The sequence below is a fragment of the Marinitoga piezophila KA3 genome, assembly GCF_000255135.1.
Lineage (GTDB): Bacteria > Thermotogota > Thermotogae > Petrotogales > Petrotogaceae > Marinitoga > Marinitoga piezophila.
On the sequence record NC_016751.1, the window covers coordinates 328,567 to 348,945 of the forward strand.

Consider the following 20,379-nt stretch of genomic DNA (forward strand, 5'->3'; position numbering starts at 1 on the left):
TGATGGGCGGATTTTTTTATTGTTTACAAAATTAAAAATTGGAGGTTAGAAAAATGAAATATAAGGTATTAATTCCATTGACTTTAGATGGAAAAGTTTGGAAAAAAGGCGAAATTGTGGAATTAGATAAAAATTATCCAGTTGGAGATTTGATTAAAAGAAAAGTTATAGAAGCTGTAAAGACTTCAAAGAAAGAAGCTGATAATAATGACAAATCTGGAGAGAATAAGAATTGAATTAAGGGATTCAAATGGGAAGGTTTTCTCTGATTCAGAATTAGAAGCATGGCTTAGTGATCATGGATTAAATAAAGATGATTTATACACTGCAGAAAACAAAATATCTTTAATGCTTGCGGTTAGAGATGCTTTGAGACAACTGCTTAGGGATTGGGATTCGGCAAAAACAACAACGAGAGGTGATTATCAGGAGAGTTATTCAAAAACTTCATTGATACGTGAAATTGAAAGGATTACAAGAGAATATGAGTGGGATTTGGTTATTGGAGAGATGAGTTATGAAGATTGAAATTGTAGGTGATAAGAAATTAAATAAAAGACTAAAACAATTAGGAAAAAATTTAGGGCCTTCTGGAAGAAGGAAGGCCTTTGGCATTGCAACATCTTTATTAGCTAATTATTTAAAACTCTTGTATGATAAAGAGTTAAACTCATCTAAGATAAAAAATAAAGTTTTTACAGAAGTTTCTACAGAACATGGAAAGGTTTATACTGACCAAATACATGCAATATTTTTAGAATATGGAACTAAAGCACACGATATTTTCCCAAAAAGGAAAAAAGCTTTAAGTTGGTATATTGGGCCAAAACCTAAACCACAAGGATATATGGGAGATAAAAAATACTGGGCAGTAGCTAAACATGTAAGACATCCAGGAACAAAAGGGAAATATTTCTTTGCAAGAACATTGAAAGATAATAAAGAGAAGATTTTGACAATCTTTAAAAAAGGAATGATGGAAGATGTATAATGATTTATTAAATTCAATAAAATCAGATTTAAAAGGAATGACATATAATAACAAAAATGTTTTTCAAAAAGTAGGTATTGGAGCTTTGAAAGCCGATGATTATTTATCTTCAGCTTCAATTTTTTTAGATTCATCTATTCATCAGCAAATGACTTCATTGAGATATGAAATTAATGTAAATGTTGATATAGTGTGTGTGTTTTCAATGAGTAGAGGCGAAGATTCGGAATTGTTTTTTCAAGAAAAATATGATATTGTAGAAGTTCTGGAAAAATATTTTAAGCAGAATTATCAGTTATTGAATACAGAATTTAGTTCTGATGATGAACATCTTTTTGTTATGTTCAGAATAAAAACAAGTGAGGTGAATAATATATGAGTTATACAGGTGCAAAAAGTAGCGTATTGTTAGGAATAGAGAGTTCGTTCGCAACTGAAGCAACGTTGAAATATAAGTTGCCTTTCAAATCAGAAAGTTTGAATCACAAAATTGAAACAGCAAAATCCGAGGCATTGCTTGGAATTAGAGGAACAAAATCACTTGCTCCTACGAAAGAAGGTGCAGAAGGCTCTCTTGAATTAGAAGCTTATCCAACATCTGCAGGATTGGCATTTTACCTTGCCTTAGGTAAAGCAGCATTAGTGGATCCTGACGGAACAGCTGATAGTGGTGATGAATATACGAAAATTACACCTATTGATTTAAATTCAGATATACCTTCTGCAACAGTTCAAGTGGATCATTCAGGACAAAAAATGAAATATTTAGGAATGAAAGTAAATTCATTAAAATTCTCAGGAGCAGTTGGTTCAATACCTTCAATCAGTTTAGATTTAGTAGGTAAAGAGGAAGTAGTAGGAGCTGGAACAGAAGGAACAATAGTTGATGTAGATGATCAACCATTTTTCTTTAAAGAATTAACTCTATACACAGATGATTTTCAAACAACAACCGATCTTTATTCAAGTATTGAGCTAAATATAGGTAATAACTTAGATGCAGACGATTACAGACTTGATGGAACAGGGAAAAGAAAAACATTAGAAGCAGGTAATTTAGAAATAACAGGAAGTTTAGATATTATCTTTGATGCTTCTGTTGTTAGTGGTGAATACAGTAAATTTAAAAACTTCCAGGACGGAGCAATAGGTATTAAATTAGAAAAAGCAACAGGAGAAAAATTAACAATATATCTTCCAAGAATCAATTTCTCAGAAATGACACACGATATTGGAGGAGCAGAAAAAATAATGTTCAAAGCAAACTTTACAGCTTTAATTCCTGATACTGGTGATGTAATTGAAGTTTCTGATTATCAAAATACAACTGGAACATATTAAGATTGGAGGTAGAGGTTATGGGATTATTTGCAAGTGAAAAAACTGTGAAAATCCATTTTGAAGAAGGTAGAATAGTTGAAAAAGAAACACAGGATTACATTGAAGTATTAGAAGAATTAAGTTTTGAATTAGGTGAAGAAATTAAGAAAGCAGTTACACCAAAAGATTTGGTAGTTAATGCTGATGGGAGCTACAAAATGAATGTAGAAAATTCTGTGCAAGTTCCTTTGAACGTACTAGTAAAAGTTATAAAAGGTTGGAGTGAACAAGTTCCAGTTACAGTTGAAAACCTCAAGAAACTTGATAATAATATTATAAACAGATTATGGGTAAAACTACAGGAAATGTATGGATTAAGCCTCCGCTGAAAGGAGGCTTTTTCTTATGTTGTATGAATTCGATAATGACTGGATAGAAACAAAAGATCCAAAAGAATTGAGTATAAAAGAAAAAAGATTTTTTGAGACACAAAAATATACTAAATTATTGCAAAGTTATATACTAGATTGGTCTATTAATCAAAAAATAACAGAGAAAACAATAAAAAAAATTAAGTATAGATATATGAGTTTTATAATTCGAGATATTGGTAGAGAAATAGAAAGGTTTGATAAAAACGTTCTAAAAGAAGAAAAAATCATAACTAAGATTTTTTATCTTAGATTTAAAGGAGCAAAGGTTATAAAGCACGGCGAGAATTTTTGGGAATATTTAGATGATCTTATCTTTGAAATACCATATTATTTTGATCATAGAGGAAATATAATTCATTTACCAAAAACAGCTGGTATAGAGGATCAGGAATGGGAAAAAATGAAAATAATCACCATGGCACAAAATGGATTAAAAGAAGTTTTAAAAGAGCAGAATAACGCAACTTAAGGTGGTGACATCATGTTAAATAATACAGCGAACCTTGCGATAATATTAAGTGCAATAGATAAAGCAAGTCCTCAAATAAACAATGTAGCTAAGGGATTTGAAAGAATTAAACAAACTGCAGAACAAGCAAAAAAAGCAGCTACTATTGCATTAAGCGCAATTTCTGCTGCTGCAGGTGGAGCGACAAAAACTTTTATAGAATTGGAAAGAAAAATATCTAATGTAAGAACGATGTCAAAGATGACATTTAAAGAAATGGAAAGGGGATTATTAAATCTATCTTCTAAATACGGAAAATCTGCAACTGATCTTGCTGATGCATTATATGATATTGTATCTGCCGGATATGATGGTGCAGAAGCTATGCAAATATTGGAGAGCTCAATAAAAGGTGCAGTCGTTGGTGTCTCTGATATTCCTACTGCAGTCAGTGCGACATTGACTGTATTGCGTTCTTATGGTGATGAAATAAAGAATGCAGATGAAGTTCAAAAATTAATGTTTGCAGGTGTTCAAAAAGGTAGATTAACCATGCAGGATTTAGCTTCGAATATTGGTGAAGTTTTGCCTATTGCTAAAAGTTTTGGAGATAGCTTCAAAAATGCATTACTTACTTTAAGTTTTGGAACACAGGTATTTGGTGGTCAGGCAGATCAAACTGCTAATAGGTTGCAAAACTTATATCAAGATTTACAACAAAAATCAGATGCCTTTGAAAAGCTTGGAATTAAAATTTATGATGCTCAAGGAAAATTTTTGGGATTGAATAAAGTAATGGAACAATTATATAAATTGACTGCTGGAAAATCAACGTCAGAAACGAATGCAATTTTAAATTCTCTTGGTGTTTCTGATACAGCACAGGAAATGATTTTAGCAATAATAAATAATTTTGAAGATTATAAAGCAACGTTGGAAGATGTTGGTAATGTGGATTTTGAATCAAAACTTGACGAGCAATTAAATACATTATCAGCTTCATGGGATAAACTTAAAGAAAGTACAATAAATGTTGCTAGAATATTCGGAAGTTCATTGGCCAAAAATATAAAGAATATAATTGATAAAACTCAAAAAATAGTTTCTGGTATTGGAGAATGGATTTCTAAAAACAAAGAATTTGTTGCATCTTACACTTCTACAATCGTAAAAATTTTATCTGCTACTATAGGATTATTAATGATTCCAAAAATAATAGCATTAATAATGAGTCCTATAACATGGCTATTAGTTGGAGTTGCATTATTAGCTGGAGCATGGACATTAAATTGGGATGGAATAAGAGATAAAACAAAAGAAGTGTGGGGAAAAATAGAACCTATTTTCAACGCTATGAAAAAATGGTTTAATGAAAATCAAAATAAAGTTGTGCAATGGACATGGAATATTCTTGGAAATGCTTGGGATTGGATGAAAAACAACTGGGAAAAAATAGAGCCATATATAAAAAATGCTTTTGATTTAATAATAAAAGCAGGAGAACAACTTATTAAATGGACTTTTGATATTTTAGGTTCTGGGTGGAATTGGTTAATAAATAATTGGGATACAATAAGCGAATATATAAAAAAAGCTTTTTCTTGGTTATGGAATAAAGGAGAACAATTTCTAAAATGGAGTTTTGAAATAACCGGAAAAGCGTGGGAGTGGTTAAAAAATACATGGAAAGAGATAGAACCTTATATTCAAAACGCTTTTAAATATTTGTGGAATAAAGGAAATCAATTTATAGAATGGGGATTAAAAACAAGTGGAGATGCTTGGGATTACATAAAAAACAATTCTCTAAAAGATATAATAGATGATTTAAAAAACAGTTTAAATGAAAATATTGGAACACTAAAAATGAATATGAGTGACGAAACAAAGGGTATTTTAAATAGTATAACTGTCTTAAGCAAAGGCGTATGGGCAACCTTAAAATGGGATTTAAATACATTTCTTGATACGTATAACTTAACAATTGTTCCAATTATTAATGGGTTAAAAGAAGTGATTGTATATGTAAAATGGCAAGAAGCTACAGATAACCAACAAACAATTAACTCTATAATAACAGGTCTTTCTACAAGTTTAGGTGCAAAGTATTTATTAAAACAAGGTTGGGTATTAAGTATAGCTGTTGGATTTACAGTTGGAGCAATGAACTTTCTATCTTCTGGTGTCAGAAAAGATATGCAAAATTTACAAAAAATTTTACAAGGTGAAATGTCGATAAAAGATATAGCAGACAAAACAGGTAGAGAATATACACAACATCTTATTGATATTCTGATGAATGAACCAAATTCAATACGGGGTGGAATTCTTAAAAATATGTTGGATTTATCAAAAGAAGAACCTTCATTAATAAATGATTTTAGAATGTTGGGACTTTCAGTCGGTTTTGCTTTTGCTGATGCATTTAGCACTACCGTTAAGGAAATTATAAATAATTTATTTGGTTGGATAACCAAGAAGACAGAAAAATATACACCTTCAATTAAAGAAAAAGCAACATTTGTTGCTGATAGAACAGCTATTCATTTATCAGATACTGAACAACCTTTTATGTCTGTTGGTCATATTCCAAAATTCGCCACAGGAGCTATACTTGACAGAAACGGTTTTGTATATGGTCCTGGCACAGAAACAAGTGACAGTATCTTAGCAAGAATAAGTAAAGGTGAAGCTATAATTAATGCAAAAAGTGCAAGAAAATATCGAGATTTACTTATAGCAATAAATAACGATACGTTAAAACTTCCAGGATTTGCAGAAGGTTATGTGGAACAGAATTTAAGTTATTTATCAAAATTCAAAGATATTTTACCTAAACAATTAAAAGTTATTTTAGAAACAACAGCAAAACACTCTGAAGATACTGAAGGATATGAAAAACTTGTAGATTCAATAGTAAGTTTGATTAAAATGAATAAAGATATGGACAAACAAATTGGTAAATTAGAAGATACACTTAAAAAACAAATAAATGCATTAAATGAAAATACAAATACAACTAAAAATAACAACAAAAATAACTTAGGAATGGGAAATTTAAGAGAAATAGCAGAAGAAAACCTTAATCCTTTTAGAGAATTAATTGGCAAAATAATACTTAAATTAAATGATAACAAAGAAATAAAAACATACTACAATTTTCAAAAAGATCAATTAGGAAGTTTAGGAAAGATTTTTTCAGGTGGATTTGATATATTAACAGGAAGCATAAGAAATGTGGGAACTTTAGTTGCTGATGGAATTATGAAAACATCATGGGCACAAAATATATCAAATTGGATTAAAAGTAATGCCAAATCAGCTGGAAACGCTATTAGCGGAGGCCTTTCAAGTTTTGGAAATGCAATGGGAGAATTAGGATCACAAATAAGTTTAGATCCGATTTATGGTCCAATATTAGACGGTTTAAAAAACGTTTTTGGTGGTATAACAGGATTACTCGGAGATATATTTGGACCAGTTATTCAAGCAATTATGAGTCTTAGCAATGTAGTAGCTATTTTAAATCCAATAACAACTATTGTAGAAAGTTTAATGACAGTAGTAGGACCCTTAATAAATAGTGCTTTACAACCATTCGTGAATATACTAAAAGCACTTGGACAAATGTTAGGAACATTATTAATACCGTTACTCGATCCATTATTCGCTGGATTACAAGCAATTGGAGCAGTTTTAACTTGGATTTATAACTCAGTTATTGTTCCATTAGGAAGAGGATTTTATATAATATTTGGGATGATTGGAAGTGCTTTTAATTTGTTGTACAATATTGTTTCAGATGTAGTTAAAGGATTAACCTTTGGAGTTGTAGACATAGGAAAAAGAGCTGTAAAAAGTTTTGGTCAAATTGTAAGAGAAGCTAATGAAAAAGTTTCAGAAATTGATATGAACGTTGAACAAAATGTAGAAAATTCCTATCAAAGTCAATATACAAGTACAGTGCAACGTTCGGGTCCAGAAATTATAAATAATACAATTATTGTTAATGCAAATGACAGTTTTATATTTGATTCAGAAACAGCATTTAAAGATTGGTTAGCTAAAACAGTACAAGATTTGTTTGATAGTGGAACTTTGAAATTTGCATAAAAAAATCCCCTCTTTTGAGGTATAATTATCTCAAGGGGGGATTTTATGGAAGAATTGTATATTAATAATGAAGGTATTTCTTTTCTAATTTATAGTAACTTTGAATTAACGAATCTTATTTCAACACTAGTTACTCAGTATAATCAAGCTGCTTATTCATTGGAAATGTATTGGCTTGTAAAAGAAAAAATTAATGAACCTGAATATTATTATTTATTTCAATATTCTATACCTTTTTATTATGCAGAGAATTATTTTATTAAATTAGACATGTGCGTGAAAATAGTAAGCGAAATGAAAAAGTATACTAACAAAAAAAAGAATATAAAACTTTTTTTTAAGAGAATTAATAAAATCTTTCCTAATTTAAGATATGTTAGAAATTCTATTGCACATTTTGAAGATAGAATACAAAACAAAGGCCCAAATAATCAAAAAGCAATAAATGATGATACTAATGTAATAATAGGTAATATAATTGATGGCAAATATCAAACAGAAATATATGTGGAAAAACCCATTGAATATAAAACGAATCATAAAAAGAAAGTAATATATGAAAAGAAAAGAATTACAATTGATTTAGCTAAAATAAAATTGTTGGAATTTAAAAAATTACTATTAAATTTATTAATAGATTTAGCAAAAAAAGAGCCTTAATTGGCTCTTTTTTATTTTATACGGAGGTGAAATAATGGTTAGAAGTTCAGTAAAACCTTCTGAAATTCAAATAATTAGCGTTACTGATGATATTAGAAAATCAAAAACAAGAGTGAAATATGCTTTCAATTACAATATTCAAGAAGTTCGGGAAGAAATGCCAATAATTGATGAACAAGGGAATGAAGTAATGCAAACTCAAACAATGTATGAATATGAACAATTTGTTTTTGAAAGTGAATTTGATTTGTTCATGAAAAATGTTATTCCAGAAGTTTTAAAAACAATGTATGCAGCTAAAAAAGATGAAATAATGCAAAACCTCGCCTTAGCTAATACTAAAATACCAAAAGAAATAAACATTGGAGAGTGATAAATCATGGCTTTGATAAAAACACCTTACAACCTCATTTATAACGATGATGGCAGTCTTTGTGTAACACTCAGAGATGACGATATTCCCTTTGAAGGTGTAAAAAGTTTTGCAGTGGAAGAAGGTACGGAGAATTTATTAACATATTATGATGGAGTTAATGATTCTGAATTTATATGGGAAGCTAGTGAAGGTGTTTATTATTTTGTAGGTTTTTCTTTTAAAAATCTGGATATTTTAAATACTGATAATACTGGTAATAATTCGCATGAACTCGCACTATCATATGAATATAAAATTGATCCTGGAACATCAGGCTATATTTACTCAGAATTTTATATTAAATGGTCTGATGGCTCTTATAACTATGGAAGTGGTATATACGGAACAATAAAAGATGGTAATTGGCATAGAAGTTCAGGAGTTAAAGAATTTCCTGTTAAACCAAATTTATCAATAACAGTTTATACCTGGAGATTTTATTTTTATCCTTCAGGTTCGACAGGAAAAGTCTATTTAAGACATGTTCAAGCAGAAGATAAAAGCTTTACAACATCGTTTGTGAATGGAACAAGAACAGCTGGGTTACTAGAAATTCCTATAAACTTTGGTAATAGTTTTGTTATAAGCTTTTGGCACAAAACAATATATGGCTATTCACAAGATAAAACTATCTTAGGATTACAAGGTAATAGAGAAGACGGCGGAATAGATAAAGTTATAAACATTTTTCATGGTTGGAACACAGATATGAGAGTTGGAACATCAGAAAATAGATCAAAATATACTATAGGTATTTTTTCATATACAGATGAAGATTGGATTTTTTATACTATAATATATGATTTAAATAGTGATTTATTTAAAATTTATAAATATAATAAAAAAACAGGTGAATTTGATATCGATGATTTAAGTTCTTTTTTAGCAAGCGATAATGAATTACGCTTTTTAAATTTTAATAAAATTAGGATTGGAAGTTGTTTTTACCCAGAAACGCGAATTTCAGGAAATGGAAAAATTAGCAACCTTCTTATCGCAGCATACGATCCAAACATATGGACAGACGAATTCATTCAAGAACTTTACAACGCTAAGAAACCATTTGCAATTCCGGCAAAAATGCCTATTGTTTAATACAATTAAATTTGTTAATTTATATGTGACACAATATGATATAATATCTATGCCTTATTGGCAAATATATATTAAGGAGGTTTAAATCATGAAGTAGTTTTTTTGGATTTTGATTTAGATTTAGTACCATCTTTTCAAATCACATTTCCTAAGTAAAAAAATGCCACTTATCGAATTAACCTTAGAAATAAATGATCCTATTGAGGATTAGCTTAATTTTAAAATAAAAAAGGTAGATAATGCTGGTAAGATTTATAAAATAATTAATGTTATATTTAAAATTGGGAGTGTGATAGGATTCTTTTTTTAGAATTCGTATCTTAAATTAATAACTATAGTAAAAATCATTTCTAACTTTTTAAAAAAATTGAAAATGATCGAAGTACAAAACTTCAAACCAGAATTAAAAAGAAATACTCTTTGTTATATGCAGAAAAGTCAAAATGGTTTAATCTGAGTAGCGGGCTATTTGAAGCCCGCTAATGTTTTTTTCTAAGAGAGGTGAAAATAATGTTCGAGCCTTTGAGCATAGATCAAAGTTATTTGCAATATATTAGAGATCCAACGAGATATAAAAAGATATTATTTTATGCAAAAATAGATGGGCAAAATTGGTATGATTTGAGTAATTATGTTCAAAAAATTACAACAACAAATAGAATTCAACTTCTTTCCAAACCTGCATTTGATGAAGCAAAAATCACAGTAGCTAACTTAAACAATGAATTCACTCCAACGCAATATAATGATACTTTCGATCCTGTAAATGGAAAGATAAATGGAACTGTTAATGATAATTATTTAAATAAAATATGGGAAGTTAAAATTCTTGTTAGAGTTGATAATGGAACATCTCATATTGATGTTCCTATTTTTTATGGCTGGAAATTACAACAAGGAATAGCAGAAAAACACAAAAAAGCAGAAATAGCAATAAAAGATTTATTATGGATAACTTCTCAAAAGAAATTAGAATATCCGTTATTATACACCGCAATGAAACCAAATGAAATAATAGCAGACTTATTAACAAGAGCAGGAATAGATAGCAGTTATCACGATTTTCAATCATTAACAACGACATTTGATGTATTTATTGCAGGGCAAGATAAAACTTATTGGCAGGTTATTCAAGAAATAGTGAATGCAACACAGGGAAGATTATCAGTAAGTCCGGAAGGGAAAGTAAAGTATAGAACTCGAATTGAAAACTTTACCGAACCAGCTACAGCCCTAAATATTGATGAAAATAATTTTGCAAATTATGAATTAACTAAAGATAAAAAATATAATAGAATTGTTGTTGAGAGTGAAGGGTATGAAATTGGAGCTACAAACACAGAATTACTTATAGATACGAAACTCCAGGGAGATAATGCAATAATTTCAGCTGGAAAACAGGCTACATTTGAACTCGAATACACAAGTGACTATGGAAAAGATTTTGATACATATGTAACTTTAACAGTATATGAAGGAGATACTATAGTTGAAGATAAAGGAAGTTTTCAGCAAGGAGATGACAACGGATTAATAAGGGTTGATGAATTAACAGCATATCCGGAAAAACTAGTTTTAAAAATTACAAATCTTTCAAGTAGTGTTGATTATAGAATTGATTATGTTGGATTTAAAGGAAGACCTATAAAGAAAATAAGTTTAGACAATGTTGTGCTTCCAAATACAACTAATGAACCTGATTCAGAATTAAAAATCAAATCTTATTATTCAAATCAAAGTATGCTTTCAAATATTGCCGATGTTGCGCAAAGTAATTCAGAAAAAGAAATACACTTTAATCTTAGAATGAATGAATTTTATCCAGATATTTACGCTGGAAATTTGATAGATGTTTCTCTTGCGCCAAAAGGAATAGCAAATGGTATATTCATTATCAACAAAGTTAATCATAAACTTACTCCATCAAAGTTTGAAACAGTAATCGATATAACAGAATGGAAAAATATAGCTTTTGATATTAATAATAAAATAATAACCAAATCTATAAAGTCGGATGCAGTAGTAAAACCTCCTGAACAAACACAAATCGAAGAAATACAAGGGCAAGTACAAGCACTTCAAACACAAACTGATGAGGTTGATAATAGAACAAGCTATTTAGACGGAAAAGCTCCTGCAACTCCATTAAATCTATCATTAACAACAATAAACGAGAACGGATTAAGTTTTATAAAAGCATCCTGGGATGCAAACACAGAAAGTGATTTAATAGGTTATGAATTTGCATGGGGATATGATGGAATTCATTGGGATAACCAAATTATTTCGGATACTCTAATAAAAATCGAAGTAACTGGAAATAAAACAATATATGCAAAAGTTCGAGCTTTAGATGCAGAGGGGAAGAAATCAAACTGGAGTTCAGTAAAAAATATAACAAGTGCAAAAGATGAAACTCCTCCTGCAGTTCCAACAGGATTAACTGCCACAGGATTATTTCAAAAAATACAGGTTTCATGGAATGCAAACTCAGAAGAAGATTTCAAAGAATATGAATTACAAGTAGCAACTGATAGCGAATTTACACAAAACGTAATAACAATAAAAGTTTCAGCAACACAATTCACATATGCGGGAAATACAAATACAACATATTATTTCAGAATCAGAGCTATCGATGAAAGTGGCAATATAAGTAATTGGAGCGCAAGTGTTTCAGCAACAACCGCAAAAGTTTATGATGAAGATTTAGAAAGTCAGCGTTTAAATGATGCAGAAGCTAATATAGCACAAAATCAAGCCGATATAAATACTCTAAATAATACAACAATACCGAACTTACAAACTGATATAACAAATAATCAGAACGAAATAGATAATTTAAATAATAATGTAATACCTGATTTAAATGATAAATTGAGTTATAAAGCATTAGCTTTACCAGCAGGAGCTATAGCTTATTGGACTAATTCTTTACTTGACGAAATTAATAATCTAAAACCTGTGGGATATGATTATGTTAATCTTGACAGCATAATACAGGTAGTAGAAGATAATATCCCAAATGGAACAATAACAGAAACCAAAATTGCAGATGATTCTATATCCACACCCAAATTAAAAGCTAATTCCATATCTTCAGATAAAATAATTGCAGGAGCAATTACTACAGAAAAGATAGCAACAGGTGCAGTAACTGCAAATGAGATAGCCGCTAATTCAATATCAGCGATCCATATTCAAACAGACGCAATTACTTCGGATAAAATAAGTGCTGGAGCTATAACTGCAGATAAAATTGCAAGTAATGCAATAACAACTGATAAACTAGATGCAAACGCAGTTACAACTGATAAAATAGCAGCAAATGCAATTACTGCTAATGAAATAGCAACGGGAGCAATAACAACAGAAAAAATTTCAGCAGGAGCAGTGACAGCAAATGAAATAGCAACAGGTGCGATAACAGCGGATAAAATCGCAGCTAGTGCAATTACTGCAGATAAGGTTGGAACAAATGAAATAATAACTAATGCTGCAAATATTACAACAGGTGTAATTCAAGAAGCACATATAAAAGATGCAAGTATTGCAGAAGCTAAAATAAAAGATGCAGCAATAACAAATGCGAAAATAGCAGATTTGGCTGTAGATGACGCTAAAATAGCAAGTATAGACGCAAGTAAAATAAAAACAGGATATTTAGATGCAGAGAGAATAGCAGCTGGAACTATAACCGCAGATAAATTAATTATGCAACCTGCTTTTAGCGTTCCTCCTGGAGCAATTGCTTATTTCACTAACTCTCTTGTAGATGAAATTAATCAAATCACGCCAGTGGGTTATGATGAAGTAAACCTTGCGCCTACAATTACACTAACACCTGATAATGCTCCAAAAAATAGTATAGTTGCGGATTTGTTAGCAGCAGATAAAGTTTATGCAAATCATATAAGCGTAAATGAACTTTCAGCGCTTACAGCAAATGTAGGAACATTAACTGCTGGGGTGTTGCAAAACTCATCAGGAGAAACAAAACTTGACTTAACAAATGGAACATTACAATTAGGATATTCAGGTTCTGATGATTCGAAATACTTTAAGTATGATGGCTCAAATATCGAAATAAAAGGAGCAACATTAAGATTAAGTTCAGAATATGGAGAAATAATATTTGAAGATAGTGGGTGGGAAATATATGATGGTGCAATCGGAGGTAAAGGTGCTAGTTTATATTTTTATCATGCTGGAAAAAATAGAAGCATAAGGTTTATATCCAATCCAGATTATATGGGTATATCTGCAAGTTGGTATTTTTTACAGTTTAAATCACTTGATTTTGTTATTCATGGATATACATGGTATGGAGCAAATTATTATGATTTATTAGCTATTTATCAGTCTGCAGAAAATCCTTATTTAAGTAGTTATTTCCCTATAAAAGTTGGACGCATGGACACTGGTGATTTAAATACTTGTCCTGTAGGAACAATTGCAGAATATAATGGATATTTATATGTTAAAACATCAAATGGTGTAAAAAAAATAGCTACTATCTAATTAGGAGGTGTATGATGACGAAAAAAGAAAAAATACAATTAAAGTTCATGAATATAAATATGTTTATAGAAGATATTATCGAGTATATAAATGAACTTATAAGTGAAAACGAAAAATTAAAAAACGAAATTTCAAAGTTAAAGCAAGAATTTCAAAAGAAAACTAATGAAAAATAGAACCCTTCGGGGTTCTTTTTTTATTGTTCATGTTTGGAGGTGGAATTTTGGAAGTAGCAACATACGAATTTGAAACAGATTATATTGACATTTTGCCAATAGGAGATTTACATTTAGGAAGTGAAACTTCAGATTTTAACAAAATAATTAAAGCATTAGAGCAAGAAAAGAATGCAAAAATAATTTTTCTTGGTGATTTAATTGACAATGCTATTGCAAATTCTTTGGGTGATGTGTATTCACAAAGAGATAACCCACATGAAACTATCCAACAGGTAAATGCATTATTTAATGCTTTTAGAGAAAGAATTTTGGGAGTTGTTGGTGGTAATCACGAAAGGCGAACATGGAGAAAAGTGGGAGTTGATCCAATTGCATTATTATGTGAAGAAAAAGGTATTCCATATAGCGATGATCTTATGGTTGTTGATATTAATTTAAAACAAAAAGGGAAAAAACTTAGAGGAAGCAAGAATAGAATAAACTACAAAATAGCCTGTCATCATGGTTCAAGCGGTGGAAGATTTCCAGAAAGAAGCATGAGACAGCATAGATATTTTTTTGATGTTATTACTGGCATTGATATTTATTTAGCTGGTCATACACATATTCCAGAAATGCATAAGTTTTCCATTTTTGAGTATGATTCCAAGAACAAAAAGATACGAAAAAAAGACGTGGTGGGTGTAACTGTTCCAGCATGGAATGATGAAAAATATGCGGTGCAGAAATTACTTGCACCAACAGCAAGAGGAATATTTAGAATACGTCTTTATACAGAAAAAAATCATAAAGTTGAAGTTTTGGCGAGGTGAAAACATGGACTATGAAAAAGAAATTGGGGATTTAAAATTAAAAAACGTTGAGCATAATGTTATTTTGCTTCAACTTAAAGAAGAAATCGAAAATCTCACTCAAAAAATAGATAAACTAAATGAAGAACTTCATAATGGTTTAATCTCAAAAAAAGTGAATGAAGCCCTTGAACGAAGAGCTGGAAAATGGTTATTAGGTGCAATAGGTAGTGCGTTAGGAACAGGAATTATAGGCTTTTTAATTGGAAAGTTCTTTGGAGGTTGAGAATATGGATTGGGAAGATTATAGAGCAAAGCTTGCTATTGCAGTTATGGGAGAGTGTGAGAATTGTAGCGCATTTGAAAAATTCCTTGTTGCTTGTGTTGGTTGGAATAGATGGTTACATCAAAAAAAATATAAATTCAATCCTTTAGAAAAAGATTTTCTTGGATACAATAGGAAAATAGTTATAAACAATGTGTCAAGAGATGCAATGGAAGAAAGTATCAAAGCTGTGGATAGAGCATTTATTGAATTAAGATCAAGTCCAGTATATCGTGATCTGTTCTTTTTCAATTTAACAGGGAAAAAACCGAGTACAATTTTTAAGGTTGAAGCTGCAAAATTTGAAGGAGTGAAGCATACATTCTTCAAAATTATTGAGTAATATTCAAGAAAATAAACTAAAATATAACCTTAAAAAGATATAGCACCTATAAAGGTGTTATTTTTTTATTTATATATAAACAATCATAAAAGTATAAAAACAGCGCTAATATCTTCGAATTTTAGCGCGTGTAATCCTTTTATAGAAAACTTTTCGGGAGGTGTTATTGTGGAAGAAGTTTTATTAAAAACTATTGTGTATGTAGCTGTTGGTGTTGTGTATATCCTTGTAAATTCGTTATTGAAATCCAAAAAACTTGAAAGCGAAGTTAAAACTATAAGGAAGGTAATAAAACATGCAGTTGAATATGTAGAGCAAGTATCGAAAATTGAAGACTTACACGGAAATCAAAAAAAGCAATATGCAAAAACTGTTGCTAAAAACATGCTGAAAGATTTACACATTAACGTTTCTGATGGAATAATAGACACAATAATTGAAAGCATGGTCTTTTATATGAATTTAGAGAAAGGAGATGAAAGTAATGAACTTGAATGATTTGAAACTTTGGTTAGTAATTGCAGCTGGAATTATTGCTCTTATTTTGCCTTTCGCTATAACAGAATTACAACACTCAGAACAAAGTAAAGTAGTTGTGGAACAATACTTAAATCAAGAAGAAGATACTACAATTGACGTATATGTTTATTCTGATTCTTGGGAAGAAGCAAAACAAATTCTAGCGATGAAGTATCCAGGATACATCGTTGAGGAATATGTATATATAGATAATAAAAAATCTTTCTTAGTAAGACTTAAAAAAATTGAGAAGGTGAGAAAATGAAATTAGAAATTGGGGATATTCTACTACTTCCTACAGAAAGTGTTGAAACCTTCAAAATAATCGCCTCTCTTTTGGGGCAGAACACAGCAAAATTAATAAAAAATTTAACGGATCAGGATTATCTTCACGCTGAGATGTACATTGGAAATGGATATATTATGGCAAGCTGGCTGAATGGAGTTCATATTGCAAAATATCCGATTTCAGTACTTTCAAAATTTGATGTTTTTAGACATAGGAATAAGAGAGTTAAAGCAGTAATTAGAGAAAGAATCAAAGATGATTTGAAAGCTTTTATAAATGGAGAAACAACAAAATACATTAATAAGCCTTATGATCTACAAAGCTTAATTTTAAATAGCATTTCTGAAATAGTAGGAATAGTTGCAAATGAAGAAGATTTTGAAAATAGTTTGAATTTCGATAATCCACATGCTTATATATGTTCTGAAATGATTGCAAGAATATATGCAGATGTTGGAGTTAAGATAAAAGATAATCTTGAATTTATAAGCCCAGATGATATTGCTAAAAGTCCGGAATTTATAAAAGTGATATAAAAACAAAATCTGCCCTCGATCTATGAGGGCAGATTGTTCAGTAAGTGGTTCTACTGATATTGACTGGTAGCCCCACGGGGAATCGAACCCCGACTCTCGGACTGAGAATCCGATGGACTAGCCGTTATCCTATGGGGCCATAAATTGCAATCCTATTATACCATAAAATTTTATATTTGTAAATATCATAAAGAACCTTGATCTTTAAAAATTGCTAAAAAGGTTAATAATAATATTTTTATATCGAGTAACAAACTTTTATTTTTTACATAATAAAGATCATATTCTGTTTTTATTTTATAATCCTCCAGGTTTGTTGTATATTTAAATTTAACCTGAGCCCAGCCTGTAATACCAGGATTTACCAAAAGACGATAATTATAAAATTCTATATTTTCCATGCACATATCATGAAATGAAATCATTTCCGGTCTTGGACCTATAAAGTTCATATTTCCTTTTAATACATTAAAAAATTGCGGCAATTCGTCAAGCCTTGTTTTTCTTAAAAACTTACAGAATTTATTAATATGATTATTGTGTATTGTTCTAAATTTATACATCAAAAATTTTTTTTCATTTTTCCCAACTCGAGTTTGTTTGAATATTACAGGTTTCCCTAACATAAAATAGTTTATGGTATATATTACTATTAATAATGGTGAAGCAATAATTAAAAATAATAAAGTTATAATTATATCAAGAAATCTATTTTCACTTTTTTCAATAAAAAATTCAGAATAATAATATTTGAATTTTTTTAATACAATTAAAGGAATTCTCTGTAAATATTTTTCAGCAATTTCAGGTAATATTTCTATAATATAACCATTCTTTTGTGCATCTTCTAACTCTTTTTTTATATAATGTTCCAGTGAAGGATCGGCAATTAAAATCCTATCAAAATACTTTAGGTTTTCTTTAAACGAGGTCGGATTCGGATTTAAATATCCGCCAAATTGCATTTTATTATTTGTTTTTAGTGTTATTTCATCTAATATTTTTTGAAAATCTTCCTTTTTACCAATTACAAGATATTTCATTTTAATCGCTCCTGAATTTACATTAAATAGGCTTCAATAAATATTTCATCGTAGTTTTAAATAATCCTAAATATTTAATAACCATTCAATAGATTCATCAGACAAATTTTGTTTTAATGTGTTTAAAACACCAAGTTGTTCAAAATGATTTATTAAAAATGTGCTATATTCCAATACATTAAAGAAATCAGATTGCTGGATATTTTTTCTTCTATATTCCAAAATCAATTCATCCATATCATCAATTACAAATTTCAAATCTCTTTTTATAATAATATCCAATTCTAAATCTATAAATTCAATACTGTTATTTTTTGATGAATATTTACCGAAGTCAATGTAAATCAAATAATCTTTAAGAGGTGAATTAAAAGCTGTTTTAAATGTGGTAAGCATTATTAATTTTTCAGGTATAACTAATCTTTTAATTTTTTCTATGGAATTATGATTATCAAGTGTTATCCACTTTCTTTCTATACCATAATAATTATCAAATTCCATTATTTCATCAATATTAACCTCTACTTTTCTTGTAGGTGAAACAAGAGTTTCTTTTTTTTCATTTAAATAGAAAATATAATCTTTCATTTTCATCTCTCCCTCTTAAACTAAAGTAAAATTAAGGTTAAATTTATTATAACATAAATGATTACAATCGTCAAATTTTTGAATTCATTACAATGATTTCTAAAATTAAAGAAAATGAGGTAAAATATAAATAATCTACGGATGTTGGAGGTGCCATATGATTCATTCATTATCAATAAAAAATTTTGGATTATTTAAAGATATTTCTGTTGATTTCTCCGAAGGGTTAAATGTTATAACCGGAGAATCTGGTGCTGGAAAATCCATGTTTATTAAAGCCCTAATATCATTATTAAGTGGTAATATACCAAAAAACTTGAGAGGAGAAAATGGATCTATTTCAGCTTTTATTACTGTTTCTGATGAAATAAAAAAAGAAATTGAAGATTTTTTAAATTTAGAAAATGACGAGATTATTTTAAATGTAAATTTCACCGAAAAAAGAGCTGTCTTTAGAGCTAATGGAACTATTATCCCAAAAAGTTTTTTAGAAAAAATTGGTTCATATGTTATGGAAGTTCATACTCAAGATTCCCAAGTATTATTAAGGACACCTTCATATCACAATTTATTGGCATATAATATACTAAAAAAGGAATTGAATTCTCTTATTGAAAAATATAATTTAAAATTTAAAGAATATACTACTTTAAAAAACAAAATGAGTAAAATTCCTGATGATCCTTCTGAAATTTATAGAAAAATTGATATATTAAAATACCAAATTGACGAAATAAAAAGCATTTCCCCAGAAGAAGATGAAGATGAAAAATTACGTGAAGAATATAAGAAATTAAGCAATATAGAAGAAATCAAGAATAAACTTTCGAAAACATTAGCTTTATTAAAAGATGAAGAAGAAAACATAGATGTTTTAATTGGAGAAGTTGTTGATGATTTATCTGATATTTCTGAATATGGATATTCTTCAGAACTCGATATTGCCGTTTCAATTCAGGATTTAATAAACGAATTATACAGTGAAGTTGAAAATAAATTATACGAAATTGAAAGTGACCCGGAAAAATTTGAAGAAATATCAAATAGATTAAGCGAAATCAATAATTTAAAAAGAAAATATGGGCCTACTCTTGAGGATGTCTTTGAACATTATAATTCATTTAAAAAAGAATTAGATGATCTTCTTTCATTGGAAAAGCTTATAAATGAATTAAAACCAACTATGGACAAAATAAAAAAAGAGTTATTCAAAATTGGTGAAGAAATAAAGATTCAGGGGGAAAAGGTTCTTAAAAAAATCGAAAAATCCATTAAAACAGAACTCAAAAATTTAAATATGGAACATACAGAAATTAAGTTTGAATTTTCAAAATTAGAAGAACCTTCAAGATATGGAACATATAGTATAAGATTAAAAGCTAAAACTACTAAACAATCGCCATTATTACCCATTGAAAAAATTGCTTCAGGCGGTGAACTCTCAAGGATTGTTTTAGCTATAGAAAAGGCGCTTGGAGATATGCATATTGTCGAAACAATGCTTTTTGATGAAATTGATTCTGGTGTTGGTCAGAGAATGGCTGATATTATAGGTAAAAAATTGAAGGATTTTTCTAAAAACAAACAATTAATTGTAATAACACATATGCCTCAGGTTGCCAATTATGCGGATAAACATTTTAAGATTTACAAATACGAAGAGGATGGAATAACCTTCTCAAACTTAAAGGAATTAAACAAAGATGAAAGAATAGAAGAGATAAAAGAAATGTATGGTGAAATAGTATTTGAAAAAGAGGTGGAATAAT

At 29.4% G+C, this 20,379-nt stretch carries 22 protein-coding genes and 1 tRNA gene; 20 read left to right on the top strand and 3 right to left on the bottom strand.

Annotation, left to right across the window (positions count from 1 at the left end):
* The first annotated feature begins 53 nt into the window (after nt 1-53).
* From MARPI_RS01605 to MARPI_RS01690, 19 genes are all read left to right on the top strand, one after another.
* Nucleotides 54-236 (top strand): hypothetical protein, encoded by a 183-nt coding sequence (locus MARPI_RS01605; RefSeq protein WP_014295849.1) that lies wholly within the window; start codon nt 54-56, stop codon nt 234-236.
* Nucleotides 208-528: a DUF6706 family protein gene (locus MARPI_RS01610; RefSeq protein WP_014295850.1), complete on the top strand. Its 321-nt coding sequence runs from the start codon at nt 208-210 to the stop codon at nt 526-528. The genes MARPI_RS01605 and MARPI_RS01610 overlap by 29 nt, the downstream gene beginning before the upstream one ends.
* Entirely contained in the window at nt 518-991 is a 474-nt protein-coding gene (locus MARPI_RS01615) for a hypothetical protein (RefSeq protein ID WP_014295851.1), read from the top strand. The genes MARPI_RS01610 and MARPI_RS01615 overlap by 11 nt, the downstream gene beginning before the upstream one ends.
* The gene (locus MARPI_RS01620; RefSeq protein ID WP_014295852.1) at nt 984-1,370 is read left to right on the top strand and encodes a hypothetical protein; all 387 of its coding nucleotides are present in this window, start codon (nt 984-986) and stop codon (nt 1,368-1,370) included. The genes MARPI_RS01615 and MARPI_RS01620 overlap by 8 nt, the downstream gene beginning before the upstream one ends.
* Nucleotides 1,367-2,332 carry a phage tail tube protein gene (locus tag MARPI_RS01625; RefSeq protein ID WP_014295853.1) on the top strand — a complete coding sequence of 322 codons (966 nt, stop codon included), beginning with the start codon at nt 1,367-1,369 and terminating at the stop codon, nt 2,330-2,332. The genes MARPI_RS01620 and MARPI_RS01625 overlap by 4 nt, the downstream gene beginning before the upstream one ends.
* Before the next feature lie 17 nt (nt 2,333-2,349).
* Complete coding sequence (locus MARPI_RS01630) at nt 2,350-2,700, top strand: hypothetical protein (protein ID WP_014295854.1); 351 nt, start codon at nt 2,350-2,352, stop codon at nt 2,698-2,700.
* A gap of 16 nt (nt 2,701-2,716) precedes the next feature.
* Complete coding sequence (locus MARPI_RS01635; RefSeq protein ID WP_014295855.1) at nt 2,717-3,214, top strand: hypothetical protein; 498 nt, start codon at nt 2,717-2,719, stop codon at nt 3,212-3,214.
* Nucleotides 3,215-3,226: 12 nt separating this feature from the next.
* On the top strand, nt 3,227-7,306 hold the full coding sequence (locus tag MARPI_RS01640) for a phage tail tape measure protein (RefSeq protein ID WP_014295856.1): 4,080 nt from the start codon (nt 3,227-3,229) through the stop codon (nt 7,304-7,306).
* A 45-nt stretch (nt 7,307-7,351) separates the two neighbouring features.
* Nucleotides 7,352-7,966, top strand: a complete 615-nt coding sequence (locus MARPI_RS01645; protein ID WP_014295857.1) for a hypothetical protein — start codon at nt 7,352-7,354, stop codon at nt 7,964-7,966.
* A 34-nt stretch (nt 7,967-8,000) separates the two neighbouring features.
* Entirely contained in the window at nt 8,001-8,339 is a 339-nt protein-coding gene (locus MARPI_RS01650; protein WP_014295858.1) for a hypothetical protein, read from the top strand.
* A 6-nt stretch (nt 8,340-8,345) separates the two neighbouring features.
* On the top strand, nt 8,346-9,476 hold the full coding sequence (locus tag MARPI_RS01655) for a hypothetical protein (protein WP_014295859.1): 1,131 nt from the start codon (nt 8,346-8,348) through the stop codon (nt 9,474-9,476).
* A gap of 510 nt (nt 9,477-9,986) precedes the next feature.
* Nucleotides 9,987-13,997 carry a phage tail protein gene (locus tag MARPI_RS01660; RefSeq protein ID WP_014295860.1) on the top strand — a complete coding sequence of 1,337 codons (4,011 nt, stop codon included), beginning with the start codon at nt 9,987-9,989 and terminating at the stop codon, nt 13,995-13,997.
* 14 nt (nt 13,998-14,011) lie between these two features.
* Nucleotides 14,012-14,173 (top strand): hypothetical protein, encoded by a 162-nt coding sequence (locus tag MARPI_RS11060; protein WP_014295861.1) that lies wholly within the window; start codon nt 14,012-14,014, stop codon nt 14,171-14,173.
* A 47-nt stretch (nt 14,174-14,220) separates the two neighbouring features.
* Nucleotides 14,221-14,988, top strand: coding sequence for a metallophosphoesterase (locus tag MARPI_RS01665; RefSeq protein ID WP_014295862.1), 768 nt, complete (start codon nt 14,221-14,223; stop codon nt 14,986-14,988).
* 4 nt (nt 14,989-14,992) lie between these two features.
* Nucleotides 14,993-15,253, top strand: coding sequence for a hypothetical protein (locus tag MARPI_RS01670; RefSeq protein WP_014295863.1), 261 nt, complete (start codon nt 14,993-14,995; stop codon nt 15,251-15,253).
* A 4-nt stretch (nt 15,254-15,257) separates the two neighbouring features.
* Nucleotides 15,258-15,635, top strand: a complete 378-nt coding sequence (locus MARPI_RS01675) for a hypothetical protein (RefSeq protein WP_014295864.1) — start codon at nt 15,258-15,260, stop codon at nt 15,633-15,635.
* A gap of 168 nt (nt 15,636-15,803) precedes the next feature.
* Nucleotides 15,804-16,133, top strand: a complete 330-nt coding sequence (locus tag MARPI_RS01680) for a phage holin, LLH family (protein ID WP_014295865.1) — start codon at nt 15,804-15,806, stop codon at nt 16,131-16,133.
* Entirely contained in the window at nt 16,120-16,419 is a 300-nt protein-coding gene (locus tag MARPI_RS01685; protein WP_014295866.1) for a hypothetical protein, read from the top strand. Before MARPI_RS01680 ends, MARPI_RS01685 begins: the two co-directional genes overlap by 14 nt.
* The gene (locus MARPI_RS01690; RefSeq protein ID WP_014295867.1) at nt 16,416-16,979 is read left to right on the top strand and encodes a hypothetical protein; all 564 of its coding nucleotides are present in this window, start codon (nt 16,416-16,418) and stop codon (nt 16,977-16,979) included. Before MARPI_RS01685 ends, MARPI_RS01690 begins: the two co-directional genes overlap by 4 nt.
* 64 nt (nt 16,980-17,043) lie before the next feature.
* Here MARPI_RS01690 and MARPI_RS01695 read toward each other — a convergent pair.
* The 3 genes from MARPI_RS01695 to MARPI_RS01705 all read right to left on the bottom strand — a co-directional run bounded on the left by MARPI_RS01695 (nt 17,044) and on the right by MARPI_RS01705 (nt 18,610).
* Nucleotides 17,044-17,118: transfer RNA gene (locus MARPI_RS01695), tRNA-Glu, on the bottom strand.
* 46 nt (nt 17,119-17,164) lie between these two features.
* On the bottom strand, nt 17,165-18,022 hold the full coding sequence (locus tag MARPI_RS01700; protein WP_014295868.1) for a sugar transferase: 858 nt from the start codon (nt 18,020-18,022) through the stop codon (nt 17,165-17,167).
* Nucleotides 18,023-18,088: 66 nt separating this feature from the next.
* Nucleotides 18,089-18,610 carry a DUF402 domain-containing protein gene (locus MARPI_RS01705; protein WP_041638434.1) on the bottom strand — a complete coding sequence of 174 codons (522 nt, stop codon included), beginning with the start codon at nt 18,608-18,610 and terminating at the stop codon, nt 18,089-18,091.
* 157 nt (nt 18,611-18,767) lie between these two features.
* Here MARPI_RS01705 and MARPI_RS01710 point away from each other — a divergent pair, with 157 nt between their 5' ends.
* Complete coding sequence (locus MARPI_RS01710) at nt 18,768-20,378, top strand: DNA repair protein RecN (RefSeq protein ID WP_014295870.1); 1,611 nt, start codon at nt 18,768-18,770, stop codon at nt 20,376-20,378.
* Nucleotide 20,379 lies beyond the last annotated feature (1 nt).